Source organism: Prochlorococcus sp. MIT2302 (genome assembly GCF_059772385.1).
Map to the genome: position 1 here is coordinate 715,402 of NZ_CM186285.1, position 18,001 is coordinate 733,402.

Below are 18,001 nucleotides of genomic sequence, written 5' to 3' on the forward strand. Positions count from 1 at the left end.
CTTAACTTAAAGCACCATAAACAAACATATCGATCAAATTGATCTTGAACGAGTTATTGAAATGGCTTGGGAAGATAGAACACCTTTCGAAGCAATCAACTTTCAATTTAATTTAAAAGAAAAAGATGTAATTCAACTTATGAGATCCAATTTAAAAAGATCTTCATTCAACAAATGGAGGAAGAGAGTTTCAGGAAGGAAATTAAAACATGGATTTCCTGAGTTCAAAACAAAATTCAAATCGCCTAATCAAAAGTGAAAATAAAATTGACGAAAAATTGTCCAAAGTGTAAAAAGGATTTCGAATGGAGAAAAAAATGGTCCAAAGACTGGGAGAACGTTGTCTATTGTTCTGAAAGATGCAGAAGAAGAAAAAATAAAGTAAGCGTTACTTATAAATTCACGTTTAACAAATAATATAGTTAGTGTTTTAATCATAACTAGTTTGAAAAGTGAAAAAAATATTTTTAATTTTTCCAAATCAACTATTCAAAATAGAAAATCAATTTTCTGAGATAAGAAATATTGCTCTAATAGAAGATTCTTTATTTTTTGGTTGCGATTCGGAGTGGAAACAGAAGTTTCATAAACAAAAAATTATATTTCACAAAGCCGCAATTCAAGCTTATCAGGAAAATCTCGAAGATAAAGGTTATAAAGTAATAAAATTAGATCACAAAAAAAATAATAGAACTGAAGATAACCTAAATTATTTGGTTAGAAAAGGATTTAATCATTTTATCACTTATGAAGTATATGATTGGTCATTGAATAAAAGAATAAAAGATTTCTGTATAAAGAATAAAATCATAATAGAAATTAAAAAAGATAGTATGTTTTTAACTAATGCAAGACTGGTAGAAGAATTAATAAAACAAAAAAAAATTTACGGCATGCAAACATTCTATAAGAAGCAAAGAACAAGCCTGAAAATTTTAATCGAAAAAGATGGTTCTCCCACAGGGGGAGATTGGAGTTTTGACAAACTCAATAGGAAAAAATTACCACAAAAAATTAAAGTACCAAAAGTACCTGCTTTAACTACAAATAAATTTATAGAGAAAGCAAAAAATGATGTTTCTAAGAATTATAAAGACTATTTTGGTAATACTAATAACTTTAATTATCCAGTTACGCATAAAGATGCAGAAGAGTGGCTTGATATATTTCTGCTTGAAAGATTCTCTCTATTTGGAGACTATGAAGATGCAATTAGTTCAGAGCACAGAGTTCTTTGGCATAGTGTCCTCTCTCCATTGTTAAATACTGGATTACTTACGCCTAAACAAATAATTGACAAAGCCGACAATTATTTTAAATCAAATGAAATAGCACTCAATTCATACGAAGGTTTTATTAGACAAATTATTGGATGGAGAGAGTTTATGTTAATAATCTACAAGCGTAATAGTTTAGAACTTAGAAATGGAAACTTCTGGGGCTTTGAGGATAAATCAATACCATTATGTTTCTACACCGGAGAGACAGGTATTAAGCCAATTGATGATTCAATAAATAATATTTTAGAAACAGGTTATGCTCACCATATTGAAAGATTAATGATAATTGGAAATTTTATGCTTTTATGTAGATTCCATCCAAATCAAGTTTATAAATGGTTTATGGAGCTATTTGTTGATGCATATGATTGGGTTATGGTCCCTAATGTATATGGAATGAGTCAATTTTCAAATGGGGGATTATTTACTACTAAACCATATATATCCGGATCCAATTACGTAAGAAAAATGTCTAATTATAAACCAGGTAAATGGTCTGAAATCTGGGATGGTCTTTTTTGGACATTTATAGATGATTATAAAGACGTGTTTAAAAGTCAATTTAGATTTTCAATGATTTTAAAAAATCTTGAAAAAATGGATATCAAGAAAAAAAACTTTCATAGAACTATCGCAAAAAATTTCATATCAAGACTTATTTAAAATAAGGTCTTGTATTTATTCCTTTCTGAAACTCTCGGAAAACACAAAAATACTTATAATTGAATTTTGTTCTATCAAAGTGAATTTGAAAGTTGGGGATAAAATTCCATCATTTTCTTTGAAAGATCAATATGGAAACATAAGGTCACCAGCGCAAATTAAAAAACCGTTAGTTTTATTTTTCTATCCTAAAGACGACACTCCTGGTTGCACAATTGAAGCTTGTGGATTCCGCGACAAATACGACCTCTTCAAAATTCTAGGAGCCGAGGTTTGGGGGATAAGCAATGGCAACAGCACAAGTCATCTTGATTTTGCTAATAAAAATAATCTTCAATACCCATTACTCTGCGATATAAACAATAGGCTCAGGAAAAAATTCGGGGTTCCAAAAGCACTTGGGTTTATTCAAGGAAGGGTAACTTACATAATAAATTCAGAAAGAATAATTACTCACATATACGAAGACCTTTTAAATGGGCCAGCCCATATAAAAGAGGCAATACGAGCATTGAAAGAGCTTCAAGTGTAAAAAATAATATTTAAAATGAACATTTTTGAAGAAGCCAACAGTTGTCTAGAATACTTTATTAAAAATAATCTTAATAAATACCATGAGTTAAGGAATTATGATTACGGAATTGGCAAGCACTCTAAAGTATCACAAATTTCTAAATATACATCACATAGGATTCTTTACGAATATGATATCCTTGAAAAATTAAAATTAGTTGACAAGAAAAGAAAATTTAGTGATGAAATTTTATGGAGATTATATTGGAAAGGTTACCTGGAAAATTACTATTCAATTTGGATAAAGTACAAAAATTTTAAGGGTATATCATACAATTCAAATCTTCTAAAGATCGCACAAAATGGAAATACAGGTATAGATTTTTTTGATAGGTGGGTTGAAGAACTTAGAGACAGTAACTACTTGCATAATCACTCTAGAATGTGGTTTGCAAGTATATGGATATTCACATTAAAACTACCATGGGAATTAGGCTCTAGGTTTTTCATGAAACATCTATTAGATGGTGATGCCGCATCAAATACTCTTAGTTGGAGATGGGTAGCGGGGCTACATACAAATAAAAAACCCTATTTAGCATCAAAAGAAAATATCGATAAATTCACCAATAATAGGTTTGATAATATTTATATTAAACTTCCCAATGGAGTAAGTCCAATCAATGGAAGTGAGCACCTATCAAATAAACTACCAATTAAGAAAATATCCAATAATAATCATCTAGTTATGTTTGATAACGATTTAAATATTAATAACAGGTCTAGCTTATTTAACTCATATGCAAAAGTTTATATATTGCAAAATGATTTGATGGAAGATAATTCAAGGCGAAGTAACAAAGTATGCTACTTTAAACAAACTTTACTTGAAAAAGTCAACCAACTAATCCCAAACTCAGAGATATCAAATTCAAATGATATTGATTTAATTCTAAAAGATGTAAAATCTATCGATATTATCTACCCTGGAGTGGGAAATAACCTAGACTTAATAAATAATTATTCAAAGCTAAATGGAAACAATATCAATTATATTTATAGAGATAAAGATCTGCTAAATTGGAAATTTGCAAATTCCGGTTTTTATAGATTTAAAAAATCATTTATTAATAGCGATAATTATTAAGACTTTGATTTATAGTTAAGCAAAAGTAAAAAGTTCTAAAACTCACATACATACAAATTTTAACTATGATTAGAAAAACTTTAGATCAATGAAAGTTGAATTAAGCAAAATAACATCGCAAAAGGAAAAAATATTCTTAATAACTGGTGCTAATAGTGGACTTGGCTATGAGACATCTAAATTCCTCCTGAAAAAGGGTGCAACTGTAATCATGTGTTGTAGAGATTTAATCAAAGGTGAAAAAGCTAAGCAAGAACTTTCAAAGCATAATTATACTGGTAATATTGAACTTGTTGAATTAGATTTATCTGATTTAATTAATGTAAAGAGTGCATCAAATAAGATTAAAAATAAATTTAATCATATAGATGTAATTATAAATAATGCCGGTATAATGGCTCCACCTTTTACTCTTAGCGAACAAGGATTAGAAATACAATTTGCTGTTAATCACCTTGCTCACATGTCCTTAACACTTGAATTATTGCCGTTGCTGAAACATGCCAGTGATGCCAGAGTTGTAACCGTCACCTCGGGGGTTCAATATTTGGGTAATATTTATTGGGATGACTTGCAAGGAAAACTTAAATATGATCGTTGGGCTTCATATGCGCAAAGTAAACTTGCCAACGTAATGTTTGGTCTGGAACTTAATTTAAAACTTGAGAGAAGCAAATCAAAAGTTATTTCTTTATTGGCTCATCCTGGACTAGCTCGTACAAACTTACAGCCAAAATCTGTTAAAGCGAATCAATCATGGCAAGAAGAAACTGCTTATAAATTGATGGATCCTATATTTCAAAGCGCCAAAATGGGCGCACTCCCTCAAATAGCAGCAGCGACCTTGCCTGGGGTGAGGGGAGGCCAACAGTATGGTCCAAGATTTAACTTTAGAGGGACCCCGAAGGTATGTAGAAATGCCCCAAAAGCTCTAAATCATCTTTCAAGAAAAAGATTATGGGACGTCAGTAAAGACCTCATTAACGATACTTAACCACAATTAGATGGATGCAAGTAGTTTTTCTCCTTTATCACAAATTTCTTGCTGAGAAGGACAATTAAACTTTCCAGTCCAATCAATTAAACCTTTTCTAATTGGACAATTACATTTGTTGTCTCTAGCTAATTCATTAAGTTCTTTGCCTGTCCAAGGATCAGGTTGTTCATTAAGCATCACTTCCCTCAATCGTTCAGTCGGGAAATGATCTACTTGTACATAATTTACTAAATGATTAAAAAAGTCATCAAAGGCTTGATTTTTATCAACAAAGTTTCTTTTTTTAACTTCTTTATCAAAGAGTCCTTTCATGAACAATGTACAGTTAACTGCCTCTGGGTTGGAAAATGGCTTGAGTTTTTGACTTAAGTATTCACGATTACTAACTATGGACTCAATGTTTATTAACCTTTGTTCTAAAGTTTGAATCCTTTTATTGTAAAAGTCTTCTGATTTTGGAGAATCATTTTCTGATAACGATTTAGTGACTAAATCAGTAATGTGTTCAGTAAGGCTTTTCCCAGACATCATTGCCTGTTTCTTGATTTTGCTTAACAAGTCTTTTGAGATTTTTATATTAAACTGACTTTTGATCATTTAATCTCAACTTTATTAAACAACTATAGTCATTTCTTGTAAGTCTACAAGCATGATTATACAAAATTTAAGACCTAAAAAAAAGAATCTATAGCTGATCTATAAATACTAGATAATATAGTAAATTAAACGCTAAACACCTATGCCTATTTCGTTCAAAAGAATATGGTGACAATAAAAATAATAGTCATTTGTCCGTAACGTTTTTCAGTAGCTTAAGATCAAAAAAATTAAGAAATAATTATTTGCTATTATTATTGATAATTAAATTTATCAATGTAAAACTAATAACATAAAAAATATTTATTTTTTAGAATAGAAATCCTTATAAGAAACAAGGAAAAGGTGGGCGGTATACCGATACTAATTTTCTGACGTTAAAGCTAAATTTAAGTCGTCGGATTTTTTTCTGATCTTACTTATTGCTCTTCCGAGCAAATACTAAACGCTCTTATTCATGACCACCATTCAGCAGCAGCGTTCTTCGTTGCTCAAAGGTTGGCCACAATTCTGCGAGTGGGTTACTTCCACTAACAACCGTATATATGTCGGTTGGTTCGGTGTATTGATGATCCCTTGCCTTCTTGCGGCAACAACTTGTTTCATCGTTGCATTTATCGCTGCTCCTCCAGTTGATATCGACGGTATCCGTGAGCCAGTAGCTGGTTCATTCATGTATGGAAACAACATCATTTCTGGTGCTGTTGTTCCTTCAAGTAACGCTATCGGCCTTCACTTCTACCCAATCTGGGAAGCAGCAACTCTTGATGAGTGGCTATACAACGGTGGCCCTTACCAGCTTGTAATCTTCCACTTCCTTATCGGTATCTCTGCATACATGGGACGTCAGTGGGAGCTTTCATACCGTTTAGGTATGCGCCCATGGATCTGTGTTGCTTACTCAGCGCCTGTATCAGCAGCCTTCGCTGTATTCCTTGTTTATCCATTCGGTCAGGGTTCATTCTCTGATGGTATGCCTCTAGGAATTTCTGGAACATTCAACTTCATGTTCGTTTTCCAGGCTGAGCACAACATCTTGATGCACCCATTCCATATGGCTGGTGTAGCAGGTATGTTCGGTGGTGCTTTGTTCTCTGCAATGCACGGTTCTTTGGTTACTTCATCACTTATACGTGAGACCACAGGACTTGATTCACAGAACTACGGTTACAAGTTTGGACAAGAAGAAGAGACATACAACATCGTTGCAGCTCATGGCTACTTCGGTCGTTTGATCTTCCAATATGCAAGCTTCAATAACAGCCGCAGCCTTCACTTCTTCTTGGCTTCATGGCCAGTAATTTGTGTTTGGTTGACATCTATGGGCATCTGCACCATGGCGTTCAACTTGAACGGTTTCAACTTCAACCAGTCTGTTGTAGATACTTCAGGCAAGGTTGTACCAACCTGGGGTGATGTACTTAACCGTGCAAACCTTGGTATGGAAGTAATGCACGAGCGTAACGCTCACAACTTCCCACTTGACCTAGCAGCTGCTGAGTCTACTTCTGTAGCTCTTGTTGCACCTGCAATCGGTTAAGTCTTTAACTTGATTCTTTAAGGCCCTCTTTTCGAGGGCTTTTTTTTTTGCTTTTTTCTATTTATGCTTTGCGTCAAAAGGAGACAAGAAGGTTTCTTTCAGTTATTTATTACTTTAGAAATCTTAGAGGTTCTGACCCTAGACAAGAGATAGACACAAGAGGAAAACTGATCAGTAAGAGTAAATTATTTATAAACTAAAGTAATTTTATTAATTAAATGGAATCATTAGACAATCATTTTCAACCATAGAATAAATTACAAATCAATCTGATAAATGCTTAATAAAAGTTGCCCATTAGACAAAGATCAGCTAAAGAAGTATAAACATCTACTATTTTGGCTTCGACCCATGATTAACGAAAACCTTGTAGAAATCCTTCTTGCTGCAATTCTGGTATCGAATACCTATGACAAGGGTCAGCCCGCAATCAAATGGGGTGGAATAGTAATAGCCGTAGCTGGCGTAGCTTCAGCTTTATTTGGTTAAAAGTAAACACAATTATAATTCAAATAAATCAAAATTCTTAGTTAAAGCTGCAAAGAATTTGCAGCTTTTTTATTTTTTTCATTAAATAATGAAAATTCGATTTATATCATTTATTACGAGCTTAAATATATCTTAAAACGGTGATAAAACTTAAAAAGATTTGAACTATATCAATCAAAATTCAAAGGGACTGAGAAGAGGGTAATACTCTAATCAGGATGAAACTTTTTATACAACTGATTCTCTGATAATTCAATCCCAAAACAAACAACATCATCAAAGTCACCATTACTATGCATAGTGGACATATGATCTTTGATTTCTGTATTATCGAAAGTGAATCCAAAATCTTTACAATACTTAGACAACATTTTCATTGCGGAATCGTGGTCAGTAAGAAACCGCTCACATAGCTCTGTCAGATTTTCTTCATTCAAATTATTAATCATTTTCTGAAAATCTTTGAAACCTTTCATCTGATTTTCTAAGAAGTCGAAGTTATGTATTAATAACTTTTTTTCATAACTTCTTCACAGCAAATATTGCTATGGCAAGTAATCAAGTATTCATCATGGCGTAACATTAATTAAATGCAGTGCATACACCTATATAAATTCACTTCTAAGAGGCTAAAAGCTTTATTAAAAGTAAGGGGCCAGGCTAGAGATCTTTAATGAAAACAGCTGAAAAAGTTAGACCATTGTTGAGACAGATCGAGACTACTCATTCAAATATATTTTTAGATACGATAGAGTTTTAGCTTTGAGAATGGGAAATTTAGACGCTGTATATAAATGCTATCAAATTGAAACTAGTATAGAAATAGAGCCTTTTAACAGATACATAGAAGTTTATGGAGTCAAAATAGCTGGCTTGAAAGCAACAGGAGGAAACGTTGCCGTAGAAGATGAATTTATTAGAAAGATAGCTCAAACAACAAAATTATTACTCAACCCAGAAGACATCTCTATTGATTCAGACTCTCAAATTAAAGCTATTAAGCATTTAAAAACTATAAATACCCTACAAAGAATAGGAGTTGAGGAAATGAATTCCTACACTCCTAGGTTAAACGGAGATAATTATTCAGGATGGGATTTAACAAATGATAAGCATAGTCTTACCGATTTCATATGGCAATTCAACCTTTCTGGTGATTCAGAGAAAACAGCTAACACTCAAATAACAGAAGTACTCGAACATTTACTCCATACACTAGTTAGATTTGCCTTGCCAGGTGCTTTCCCAGCGCAATTTCTATTTATTGAAGACAGAAGCCCTGAGTATGGTGGAGATGCCTCAAAAGAAGAGCCAATATTGTCTGGTTTGCTTTATGAAGCAGCAAAAGAAGCTATTAATAATGGTGTTTTTGATGCTTCAAGCTACAACCACATGGGAGTGGGTAGTTTCACATATTGGAAAACAGTAATGGTTGAATATCAATATGCTTTAACTTTTGCTGAGTGGGGATATATTGAAAAATATTCAGGTAGTCTTGATCCAGAATGGTCAGATAATTACTTAACTCCCGATAAGATTAAAGAAGGAAATCCCTTAGGACATAGCTTGTATGAAAACTATATTAAGAAAGTAATTAGTAAGCCTTCCAGCAATGAACTAGAAAAAATTTTCAAAGAAAAAAATCAAGGGCTTTCTGGGTATATTGCAAACACTGGGAGCAGTTCAAACGATGAGCTTACTGGTAGTAGTAGCAATGAAACTTTCTTCGCCTCAGAAGGATCCGATACAATTAATGGTGAAGGAGGTAACGACACTTCAGTTTATTCTGGAAAATTTTCTGATTATTCCTTTACAAGAGAAGTCAATTCATTAACCATTACCGATCTAAGAACAGGTAGTAATGATGGGAAAGACAATCTTTCAAATATTGAATACATTCAGTTCTCAGATCAAACAGTAGAAGAATCGAAAGTAGACGTTGTTAAAAGCTATAGCGGTAAATTTAGTGATTACAAGTTTTACAATAAAGGCAATGGTGTTTATCAGATCAAAACAGATTCTGGCTATGACGATATTACTGGCTTTCCCTTATTAACCTTTACAGGAGAATCAACGACAAGTTCTTTTAAAGACATTAGTGCCATTGCTGATATCAAAGGAACGTTTGATCAAGTCACTGGTTTAGACACAGATTCAGGGCGTATGTTTCGTTTATACAACGCATCATTTAAACGGTTGCCTGATTCAGATGGGCTTGCTTATTGGATTGATAATTTCAGTTCAGGACGAAATAGTATCAGAGTCGTTGCATCATCATTTTTAGGTTCAGCTGAATTTGCTGAACGTTATGGAGACAACGTTTCTGATTCAACCTATGTGAATACACTCTATAAAAATGTTCTTGGACGTGATGCTGATACTGGAGGATTGAACTATTGGTTGGGTCAATTAAATAGTGGGGCTGAAACACGATACGAAGTTCTTCTAGGATTCTCTGAATCAGCTGAGAACAAAGCTCTCTTTACTGAAATGACAGGACTGGGATAATAGATAAAAACATTTAGAACTTTCATCAAAGTTAAAGGATTTTATAAACATCAAGATCAAATAGCCAAGTCTTTCTTATCTCAAAAAATCATTTTTTCCTCAAATGGTTAGCCAAAACCTTAGCTTGACTTTCAAAAAATTGATTCTTCCCAGATTTCTAGACATCGAATAAAAACTCAATAGCTTCACGTCTTACCAGTTGATTGGAACAAAAATCGCGGTTAGACCTAAGTTAGAAGACTAGGACGAATTTAGAACGACTGATTTAAACTATCAGGATTAATCCTTACTCAACCTTAGGTAGGGATGAGTTCTACTCTTACCGCTCATTATCTTTAACTCAATCCAGTCATTGCAGTGAAAAGAGTTTTATTCCCTGCTTATTCTGCAAATCCAAGAAGGAGTTCATAACAGGATATATTTTATTCAGTTAAACAACTGACTTGAATAACAGGACTCTTTATCTCTCTAATCAATAGTCGTATAAGGAATTTTTTTTAGAATTTAGAACAAAGTCAGAACAGGAGCTCATTGAGGATACTGAGAAACCCTGGTATGACTATTCTGCTATACGTTGAATAAAAACTCCTTATCGTCCAGTTATCCCAATCGATTACAAGGAAAAATCGCGGTTAGATGTAGGTTAGAAGAGCAGGAACAAAATTAGATAACTTAATCTGGATAAGAAACTTGCAGTAATCCTATCCATTTGTAGTCATACAAGATTTTTAACCTCCACAGCGTTTAGAAAAGCTTCATTTAATGGTTCTAAAGAGCTGTTAGTCCATTCATGAAGAGCACTTCTCATTCCACAAGATCCATTCCTATAGGCATTTGTCATTTCTAAGCCTGTTAACGCATGCACACCGGAGAGGATTTGAAAAACTAATTCGGGATAACTATCGTAATTCTTAAGACAAATAGATAACTCTCCTAAAGCATCTTTCATAGAGAGTTTCTTTTCTTTACGATGAAGTTCAAACAATTCTTTAGCAACATCACCATATCTCTTTGCTCCACTATCAGAAAAAATACACTCCCTTTGATTTAAATCTTCTTCTTTATCAGACCAAAAATTATCTTTTAAATTAAGTTGTTCTTCTATTCTTAAGACTCTCTTTTCAAGGATTTCAAAATCACCACTCGCTTTGACAGAACCTTCTTCTAATAGTTCAGTGATAAAAGCTGTTAGTGTTTTTCCACTCTTAATTGCCTTAGACTTCAATCTAAGCAAGAGTTTCGGATCAATCTTAATGTTCAGCTGAGACTTGTCTTCACTCTTCATCTTCTTTTTTTATACTTCTTCTAGTATATCTATATTTTCTCGATAAAAACGATTCCTTCCAGCAATTATTAAATCATTTTCTATGATTTATCAATTAAGGATTTCACCCACAAAACATGCATAAAAGTTAGAACAAAGTTAGAATAGAAGCCTATTGAGAATGACGAGAACCTCTGGTATAACTTGACGCTTATACGTTGAATAAAAACTCAATCACATTCAGTTATACCAATCGATTACAAGCAAAAATCGCGGTTAGACATAAACGCTAAAAAGTTAGACAACCAGACGAGACATCTTTAATTAGAAATAGCAAAAAGCCAGACTGAAGCTGGAAACCATGCAAGCCTTGAATTAGCATCCATTTTTTAAAGAATTGATTTAACCTTCGAAAATCAAAAATATTGGTTTCTAATCTTTTAACTCCTTTGAATTAATCGATACAACAAGAATTCAAAAGGTAAACACTATCTACATGAACTAGGTTGACTAGTAAAGTGGGCAAGAGTAAAAAAAGAAATTTAAAGATTATTCAATGAAATTCAAAGAATGCCTTTCGAAAAAGAATATTTTAATTGGCTTAATTGCCTTATTTTCAATAGGTGTAGTAAACAATTTATATAAAGAGCGTATTAATCCAGAAAAATCTACAGCATATAAAAGAGCAAAGAAAAAACTTGATCCAGATTTATATCTTACTTATAGATTGACTGACAGAATATTAGAGTCAAATGAAATAAAAAGACCCATAAGAGTAGCTGTTAGAAAAGGGGCTTTTTGTGATATGAATGATCAAGCTTGTCAGGCTTTACAATTACTTCCAGACATAGATAAGTCAACTAATTTTGATATATGGGCAAGACAAGTTGTAAATACAATGGCTGGGAGTCCAAATGCATTTGCTTACAGCAATAGCGGAACACTGTTTTTAAATATTCCCCTAATGAAAGATTTTATGGGGAAGCCAACTCAATTAGCTTGTGTGATCTCTCATGAATTAGCTCACATAACACAAAATCATTCTGAGGAAGAACAAAAAGAACAATTAAAATATGATTTAGAAGCGTCTAAACAAATATCTAATAGGGTAAAACAATTACATGATAACCAAACTGGTGCTTATGTAATGGCCGCTATATTTGGAGGAATGGCATCTGCTTACTCTGGCGACAATAGTTCAATAAATCAAGTTTCAACTCAAATACAATTTGATAGATTAGCAGCTCAAATGGCTGCACCAGAAATTGGTAAAATAGCACTTAATTATTCCCCAGTTATAGGTAAATCTATCAATGAAACGAAGGGATTAGCACCTGAATACTTAAAGAAAGCTTTTAAAAGCATTGATAGCTACCTAAGAGATAGCAGCTTAAAGTTATTAGCATTTAGTCGAGGTCAAGAATACGAGGCTGACTTATTAGGACTTAAATATGTCGCTAGAGCGGGATTCAACCCAGAAGAATGTATAAAAGTAGCATCAGAGACTATGCCTCATGATCAAGATAAAATCATTGCTCGTTTACTTCCTGAAGGCACTAATGATCCAGGGAAAGAGGATGTTCCTATTTTCATAAATAAGGAAGAAAAAGATATCTCAAAAGATAAGTGTGACAAAATAGGTTTAAAAGGAAAAGAAAAATTTGATTGTTTAAAGAAAGATAGGAGAGCAAGATACTGTGACCCTATTTACGACGACTGTGACGAATTTAAAAGTACAAAAAAAAGAAAGACAGAAAAGGTACCTGAAGCTGTTATGGAAATGTTAAGTACTCACCCGAGTTGGGAAAGAAGAGTGAAGGCAATTAAATTAGAACTTAAAAATAAAAAGTTATTTAATAATTTAAAAAGAGAAGGAAAGATTGCAAGGGAAAATAAAAAAATGAGAGACTGGAAATATGATGAAGATAGTAATAGTGTTGTTATTTCTAGCATTCTAAAATCTCCAAAAGATGTTGGCAGAGAAAATACTGGAACCACTGGAATTGACGTAGATAAATTTCTTGATTAACTAAAAAAATTTATTCTTAATTATGTATTTCTTATTAATCACCTCTCTAGTTTTTCTTACATCAGTTCCTTCAGGTATTGTTCTCGCTCATTCAACTCACCATAGCGAAATAAGTAACAAGACTATTTTTCATGCTTGGTGGGATGAAGAAGATGAAGATTGCATTATACGATTTCTGCCCAAAACCTCTTCAACAGAAGCATCTTTTCAAGTTAATGATGGGATTCCAATTTCTAAAGACCAAATCCTAGAGATTTATAAAGAGAAAAAATATCGAGGAGCATTTCGTTCAAAAGCCTATATCTATCATTTGACATACAAAGATGAAAAATCAAAAGTTTCGACCTCAAAAATTATTTTTATAGATAAAAATACAAGTATTAAATTTGAGAACGCATTAGAAAAATTCGGAATCTAAAAAGCTAGACAAGCCTCTATTGGGAATACTGAGAACCCTTGCTATTACTAGTCTACTATACGTTGAATAAAAACTCCATAACGTCCAGTTATACCAGTTAATTACAGCGATATTTTAGGGTTAGACCAGTACAGCAAAATGTTAGACCGTTCTTGAGACATGTTGAGACAGATCTATATTCCAGATATGGTTTAAAAAATTAAAAGTTCTATTTCTTTGGTGTAAAAATCTAGGGAATACTCCAACGATATAAATTAAGATTTTTGAGAATTAATATATTTATATTTCTTCCTCATTAAAATCATCAAGTTTTGCAAGTTCAGCAAGTCTTTTTTTAGCCTCCTTCTTGATTCTTTCTGCTTCTGGGTCGATTTTTTCTTTTATCAACCATTTTTTAGATACCGAGATAAGCGCAGGAAGAACAGCTTTAGGTATACCCCATTGATTTACTGCTAACTCTGTAATTTCATTTTCATTTTTGCCGTCTCTTAATAATTCATAAATCCGACCTATGTCTCTTACATTTTGATGATGCGTATGAATACGATCAACTTCTGCTTCCAAAATCAAAACAGAAAGAGCAGTCTCAGACTTAAAACCATTTGAAGACCATAAATCGTATTTAGAGTTAAAGTCTTTAGAACTTATTAATCCATCTTTAACGATAGGGTTTTGTTCGCTTGACCAACTAGAAAGGGCAGAAAGCTTTTCCTTAGTTTTAGGAGAAATACGCAAATTAACTTGAGGTCGACGATCATTTGCCTTGGTGGAATTTGATGCGGGGATCCCTAAACCAGTTGCTACCAACTCCGCAGGTTGAAGCAATGAATCAGGAGTTGATAGCAATGAATTCGGGTCAGCTTCCAGAAGCCCATCTTTCGATAAACGAAGAGCTGATCCTATTGAATAATCAGGCAAACCGATAGGGACGCCATGACTTGAGCTATTAGAACGCTGAACACCTTCATCTTTCCTGCTATCTTTTCTTGGTGATTTGGATGACAAGGTGCTATCTCCAGGCTATATTAGTCACATATTCATTTTACATGGTCAGCCAAGAATGTCGACAATTCCTTTGAAACTCAATCATGGAAAGGATTCCAAGTCAATCACTCAACGACAGCTAGAGGTAATGGCTAACGATTTAAATATGATCAAAGAAGCGGTGTGTGGGCGACTATATGTATTTGTGCGAATGAAGGACAGGACTCTAAATATTGGCTTCACAGATGACCTCCCAACCAGACAAGATCATTGGGAATCAAAAGGCTTTAAATTTATCAATTCAACAAGTTACACTCAGCCAGCTGAGCGGAGGCTTCATAAAAGATTAAAGGATATGGGCTTTTCTCCAAAATTCGGAAGAGAGCAATATGAACTGACTCCTCAAATTATTGAAGCTTGCAAAAGACTTGACCTGCCAGTAGGGAATCTTGAACAAAAGATCCCAGACGAATTGCTGAAAGTGACATCCAAATCGAAGCAGGGCGAGCTGCCAATCATCCACGGCTAAGTTAGCAATTTATTAGCAAAAATATAGCAATATGGCTGGATCATTTTTTGACGTTTTTCACTCGTTTAGAAGGGTTACTACGCGTCGTTGTTTGGTCCTTGAAAAGAGAGTGGCTGAACTTGAAACAGATATCAGTTACTTATCAGACAAGGTGTCTAATTTAGAAGGCTTATTTGCTTCCCTGCCAAAAGAGATAGCTGAAGATCTTTTTATTAACTCAGGAGAATTTGGAATTTCATTGCCTCCAGAAGATGAAGATGTGCCTTTTTGATTCAAATTAATCATTTATTTATCCTAATTACTTCCTTTCAAAATGAATGAAGACTCACAATCAGAACTCAGAAAAAAAGTAAAATTCATGAAGCGTCAAATCGAGGACTTTCAAACATTTCATGAATATTGCTCGCAAGTTGCTATTACGATTACAACAAATATGGATGAATATTTAGATCAAATATTAATAGAGTTAGATGAATTATCAAATCAGAAAATAATACAAACGAGGAAAAATTTGGAGGATATATATGATTTAGATTAGAGTTTTTATAAATTGGTTTTATTTATAGCTTTAATAATCTATTTTGACTAAAGAATAGATATCCTAATCTCGCTTGTCTCAAAAAGTCGGCTATTTCGTCTCAAGAAGTTAGACTAAACGGTTAGACTAAGCCTCGGTCTAACTCCTGAAAACCCTTGGTATCACTGAAATTCTAGACGTTGAACAAAAACTCCTTAGCGTCCAGTCATACCAATTGATTACAAGCAAAAATCGCGGTTAGACGTAAGTTAGAACAGTAGAACGAAGTTAGAAGAGCTCTAACTTGATATAGGTCTGCATAAACCGAAAAAGAATAAGAAAAACTAGATTAATAGAATTACTAGGTTTAAGATGAAACTTCAAATCAACTGTTCACGGCTTGTCTTGGGTTCGGATTGGCTCAGGTATTGAAGGAGAATCTGATGTAGATCAATCAGGTTTTTCTTTAGGCATATCTTCAGAGGGATCGGTTGTTGCAATTGGCTCCATAACGAATTCTGACAATGGATTCGAAAGCGGTCATGTACGCATTTTTGAAAACAGAAATGGATCTTGGGAGCAAATAGGGGCTGACATTGATGGGGAATTCCCTAATGATGAATCCGGTATTTCTGTAAGTCTTTCGTCTGATGGCACTATTGTTGCCATTGGTGCTCATGGTAATGATGGGAATGGAGATGTAAGTGGTCATGTACGAATTTTTGAAAATATAAATGGATCTTGGGAGCAAATAGGGATTGATATTGAAGGGGAATCAAGTGGCGACTTATCTGGTTGGGCGGTAAGTCTCTCCTCTGATGGCTCTATTGTCGCCATTGGTGCTCCTAGTAATGATGGGAATGGAGATGTAAGTGGTCATGTACGAATTTTTGAAAATATAAATGGATCTTGGGAGCAAATAGGGGCTGATATTGATGGGGAATCAAGTGGCGACTTATCGGGTTGGGCGGTAAGTCTCTCCTCTGATGGCTCTATTGTCGCCATTGGTGCTCCTAGTAATGATGGGAATGGAGATGTAAGTGGCCATGTACGAATTTTTGAAAATATAAATGGATCTTGGGAGCAAATAGGGACTGATATTGATGGGGAATCAAGTGGCGACTTATCTGGTTGGGCGGTAAGTCTCTCCTCTGATGGCTCTATTGTCGCCATTGGTGCTTCTGTTAATGACAGTAATGGAATTGATAGTGGTCATGTACGAATTTTTGAAAATATAAATGGATCTTGGGAGCAAATAGGGGCTGATATTGATGGGGAATCAAGTGGCGACTCATTTGGTAACGCGATAAGTCTCTCCTCTGATGGCTCTATTGTTGCCATTGGTGCACCTGGTAATGACAGTAATGGAATTAATAGTGGTCATACTCGAATTTATAAATATAAAAATGATGAATGGACTCAGATAGGTGCGGATATTACAGGCACTTTTGAAGGAGACGTTTTTGGAACTGCTGTCTCCCTTTCCTCTAATGGTTTAATTCTGGCCAGCTCAGCCACGCAATTTGATGGAGAAGGAACTGAGCTTGGTCACGTTCAAATTTTTCAATTTGGTAAAACACTCACTGGAACTTCATCAAATGATGTTTTGAAAGGTGATTTTGGTAATGACGATATAAATGGAGAATTAGGCGTAGACATTATTACTGGCGGCGAAGGGAATGACACTATTGATGGTGGGTCAGGGTCAGACACTTCTGTTTATTCTGGAAAGTTTTCTGATTATTCCTTTACAAGAGAACCCAATTCTTTAAAAGTTGCCGATCAAAGGACAGGGATAAATGATGGAACAGATACTCTCTCAAATATTGAATACATTCAATTCTCAGATCAAACCGTAGAAGAATCTAAAGTAGACGTAGTTAAAACTTATAGCGGAAATTTCAGAGACTACAAGTTCTATAACAAAGGCAATGGTGTTTATGAAATCAAGAATAGCTCGACAGGAACAACTGACGACATCACTGGAATTCCCCTATTGACCTTTACAGAAGAAGTAACAACAAGTTCATTTAAAGATGTCAGTGCCATCGCTGATATCAAAGGTGTCTTTGATCAAGTCACTGGATTAAAGACAGATTCCGGTGAAATGTTCCGTTTATATAACGCTGCTTTTGCAAGGTTCCCTGATGCTGATGGACTGGAGTACTGGATTGAAGAGTTTAGTTCTGGACGCAATACCAGACGAGTCGTTGCAGAATCATTTCTCTTATCCGAGGAGTTTGGTGAACGGTATGGAACGAATGTTTCTAATGCTCAATTTGTAGAAACTCTCTATATCAATATTCTTGGTCGTGAGTATGACCAAGAGGGTTATAACTATTGGCTCGGAAACTTAAATAGTGGTTTAGAAACGAGATATGAACTTCTTTTAGGTTTTGCAGAAAACGATGAAAACTTAAATCTCTTTACTGAAATGACAGGGTTGGGGTAATTAAGGAATCTTTTGAACAATTCAGGTTGTTAAAACCCTTAGGAAATTAACCCAAAAGTTAGAATAAAGTTAGA

The 18,001-nt window shown here is 34.1% G+C and carries 19 protein-coding genes; 15 read left to right on the forward strand and 4 right to left on the reverse strand.

Going from position 1 to position 18,001, the window contains the following annotated elements:
- The first annotated feature begins 28 nt into the window (after positions 1–28).
- From AC6EI2_RS04385 to AC6EI2_RS04410, 6 genes are all read left to right on the forward strand, one after another.
- A complete protein-coding gene (locus AC6EI2_RS04385; protein WP_498463458.1) occupies positions 29–259 on the forward strand; it encodes a TIGR03643 family protein in 231 nt (76 codons plus the stop codon).
- Positions 256–417 (forward strand): DUF2256 domain-containing protein, encoded by a 162-nt coding sequence (locus AC6EI2_RS04390; protein WP_498463180.1) that lies wholly within the window; start codon positions 256–258, stop codon positions 415–417. Before AC6EI2_RS04385 ends, AC6EI2_RS04390 begins: the two co-directional genes overlap by 4 nt.
- Positions 418–452: 35 nt before the next feature.
- Positions 453–1,943: a cryptochrome/photolyase family protein gene (locus AC6EI2_RS04395; protein WP_498463181.1), complete on the forward strand. Its 1,491-nt coding sequence runs from the start codon at positions 453–455 to the stop codon at positions 1,941–1,943.
- An 85-nt stretch (positions 1,944–2,028) separates the two neighbouring features.
- Positions 2,029–2,475, forward strand: coding sequence for a peroxiredoxin (locus tag AC6EI2_RS04400; protein ID WP_498463459.1), 447 nt, complete (start codon positions 2,029–2,031; stop codon positions 2,473–2,475).
- A gap of 15 nt (positions 2,476–2,490) precedes the next feature.
- Entirely contained in the window at positions 2,491–3,603 is a 1,113-nt protein-coding gene (locus AC6EI2_RS04405) for an FAD-binding domain-containing protein (protein ID WP_498463182.1), read from the forward strand.
- 88 nt (positions 3,604–3,691) lie between these two features.
- Positions 3,692–4,597 (forward strand): oxidoreductase, encoded by a 906-nt coding sequence (locus tag AC6EI2_RS04410; RefSeq protein WP_498463183.1) that lies wholly within the window; start codon positions 3,692–3,694, stop codon positions 4,595–4,597.
- Between the two features lie 6 nt (positions 4,598–4,603).
- Here AC6EI2_RS04410 and AC6EI2_RS04415 read toward each other — a convergent pair whose 3' ends face one another.
- Positions 4,604–5,197 carry a hypothetical protein gene (locus AC6EI2_RS04415; protein ID WP_498463184.1) on the reverse strand — a complete coding sequence of 198 codons (594 nt, stop codon included), beginning with the start codon at positions 5,195–5,197 and terminating at the stop codon, positions 4,604–4,606.
- 457 nt (positions 5,198–5,654) lie between these two features.
- Here AC6EI2_RS04415 and psbA point away from each other — a divergent pair, with 457 nt between their 5' ends.
- Both psbA and AC6EI2_RS04425 read left to right on the forward strand, forming a co-directional pair.
- Entirely contained in the window at positions 5,655–6,737 is a 1,083-nt protein-coding gene (psbA, locus tag AC6EI2_RS04420) for a photosystem II q(b) protein (RefSeq protein WP_011294225.1), read from the forward strand.
- 276 nt (positions 6,738–7,013) lie between these two features.
- Entirely contained in the window at positions 7,014–7,226 is a 213-nt protein-coding gene (locus tag AC6EI2_RS04425) for a hypothetical protein (RefSeq protein ID WP_498463185.1), read from the forward strand.
- Positions 7,227–7,435: 209 nt separating this feature from the next.
- Here AC6EI2_RS04425 and AC6EI2_RS04430 read toward each other — a convergent pair whose 3' ends face one another.
- Positions 7,436–7,702: a hypothetical protein gene (locus AC6EI2_RS04430; protein WP_498463186.1), complete on the reverse strand. Its 267-nt coding sequence runs from the start codon at positions 7,700–7,702 to the stop codon at positions 7,436–7,438.
- 292 nt (positions 7,703–7,994) lie between these two features.
- Between AC6EI2_RS04430 and AC6EI2_RS04435 the strand changes: the two genes are divergently transcribed.
- Entirely contained in the window at positions 7,995–9,734 is a 1,740-nt protein-coding gene (locus AC6EI2_RS04435) for a DUF4214 domain-containing protein (protein ID WP_498463187.1), read from the forward strand.
- A 715-nt stretch (positions 9,735–10,449) separates the two neighbouring features.
- On the opposite strand, the gene AC6EI2_RS04440 is transcribed toward AC6EI2_RS04435, so the two are convergent.
- Positions 10,450–11,019, reverse strand: a complete 570-nt coding sequence (locus tag AC6EI2_RS04440; RefSeq protein WP_498463188.1) for a hypothetical protein — start codon at positions 11,017–11,019, stop codon at positions 10,450–10,452.
- Positions 11,020–11,554: 535 nt separating this feature from the next.
- Between AC6EI2_RS04440 and AC6EI2_RS04445 the strand changes: the two genes are divergently transcribed.
- Both AC6EI2_RS04445 and AC6EI2_RS04450 read left to right on the forward strand, forming a co-directional pair.
- Positions 11,555–13,027, forward strand: coding sequence for a M48 family metalloprotease (locus tag AC6EI2_RS04445; RefSeq protein ID WP_498463189.1), 1,473 nt, complete (start codon positions 11,555–11,557; stop codon positions 13,025–13,027).
- Positions 13,028–13,049: 22 nt separating this feature from the next.
- Positions 13,050–13,445: a hypothetical protein gene (locus tag AC6EI2_RS04450; protein ID WP_498463190.1), complete on the forward strand. Its 396-nt coding sequence runs from the start codon at positions 13,050–13,052 to the stop codon at positions 13,443–13,445.
- 279 nt (positions 13,446–13,724) lie between these two features.
- Here AC6EI2_RS04450 and AC6EI2_RS04455 read toward each other — a convergent pair whose 3' ends face one another.
- Complete coding sequence (locus AC6EI2_RS04455; RefSeq protein WP_498463191.1) at positions 13,725–14,450, reverse strand: hypothetical protein; 726 nt, start codon at positions 14,448–14,450, stop codon at positions 13,725–13,727.
- Between the two features lie 55 nt (positions 14,451–14,505).
- Here AC6EI2_RS04455 and AC6EI2_RS04460 point away from each other — a divergent pair, with 55 nt between their 5' ends.
- The 4 genes from AC6EI2_RS04460 to AC6EI2_RS04475 all read left to right on the forward strand — a co-directional run bounded on the left by AC6EI2_RS04460 (position 14,506) and on the right by AC6EI2_RS04475 (position 17,927).
- Complete coding sequence (locus AC6EI2_RS04460) at positions 14,506–14,958, forward strand: GIY-YIG nuclease family protein (RefSeq protein WP_498463192.1); 453 nt, start codon at positions 14,506–14,508, stop codon at positions 14,956–14,958.
- 31 nt (positions 14,959–14,989) lie between these two features.
- Positions 14,990–15,229 carry a hypothetical protein gene (locus AC6EI2_RS04465; protein ID WP_498463193.1) on the forward strand — a complete coding sequence of 80 codons (240 nt, stop codon included), beginning with the start codon at positions 14,990–14,992 and terminating at the stop codon, positions 15,227–15,229.
- An 87-nt stretch (positions 15,230–15,316) separates the two neighbouring features.
- Positions 15,317–15,496: a hypothetical protein gene (locus AC6EI2_RS04470; protein ID WP_498463194.1), complete on the forward strand. Its 180-nt coding sequence runs from the start codon at positions 15,317–15,319 to the stop codon at positions 15,494–15,496.
- 379 nt (positions 15,497–15,875) lie between these two features.
- A complete protein-coding gene (locus AC6EI2_RS04475; protein ID WP_498463195.1) occupies positions 15,876–17,927 on the forward strand; it encodes a DUF4214 domain-containing protein in 2,052 nt (683 codons plus the stop codon).
- The last annotated feature ends 74 nt before the right edge of the window (positions 17,928–18,001 follow it).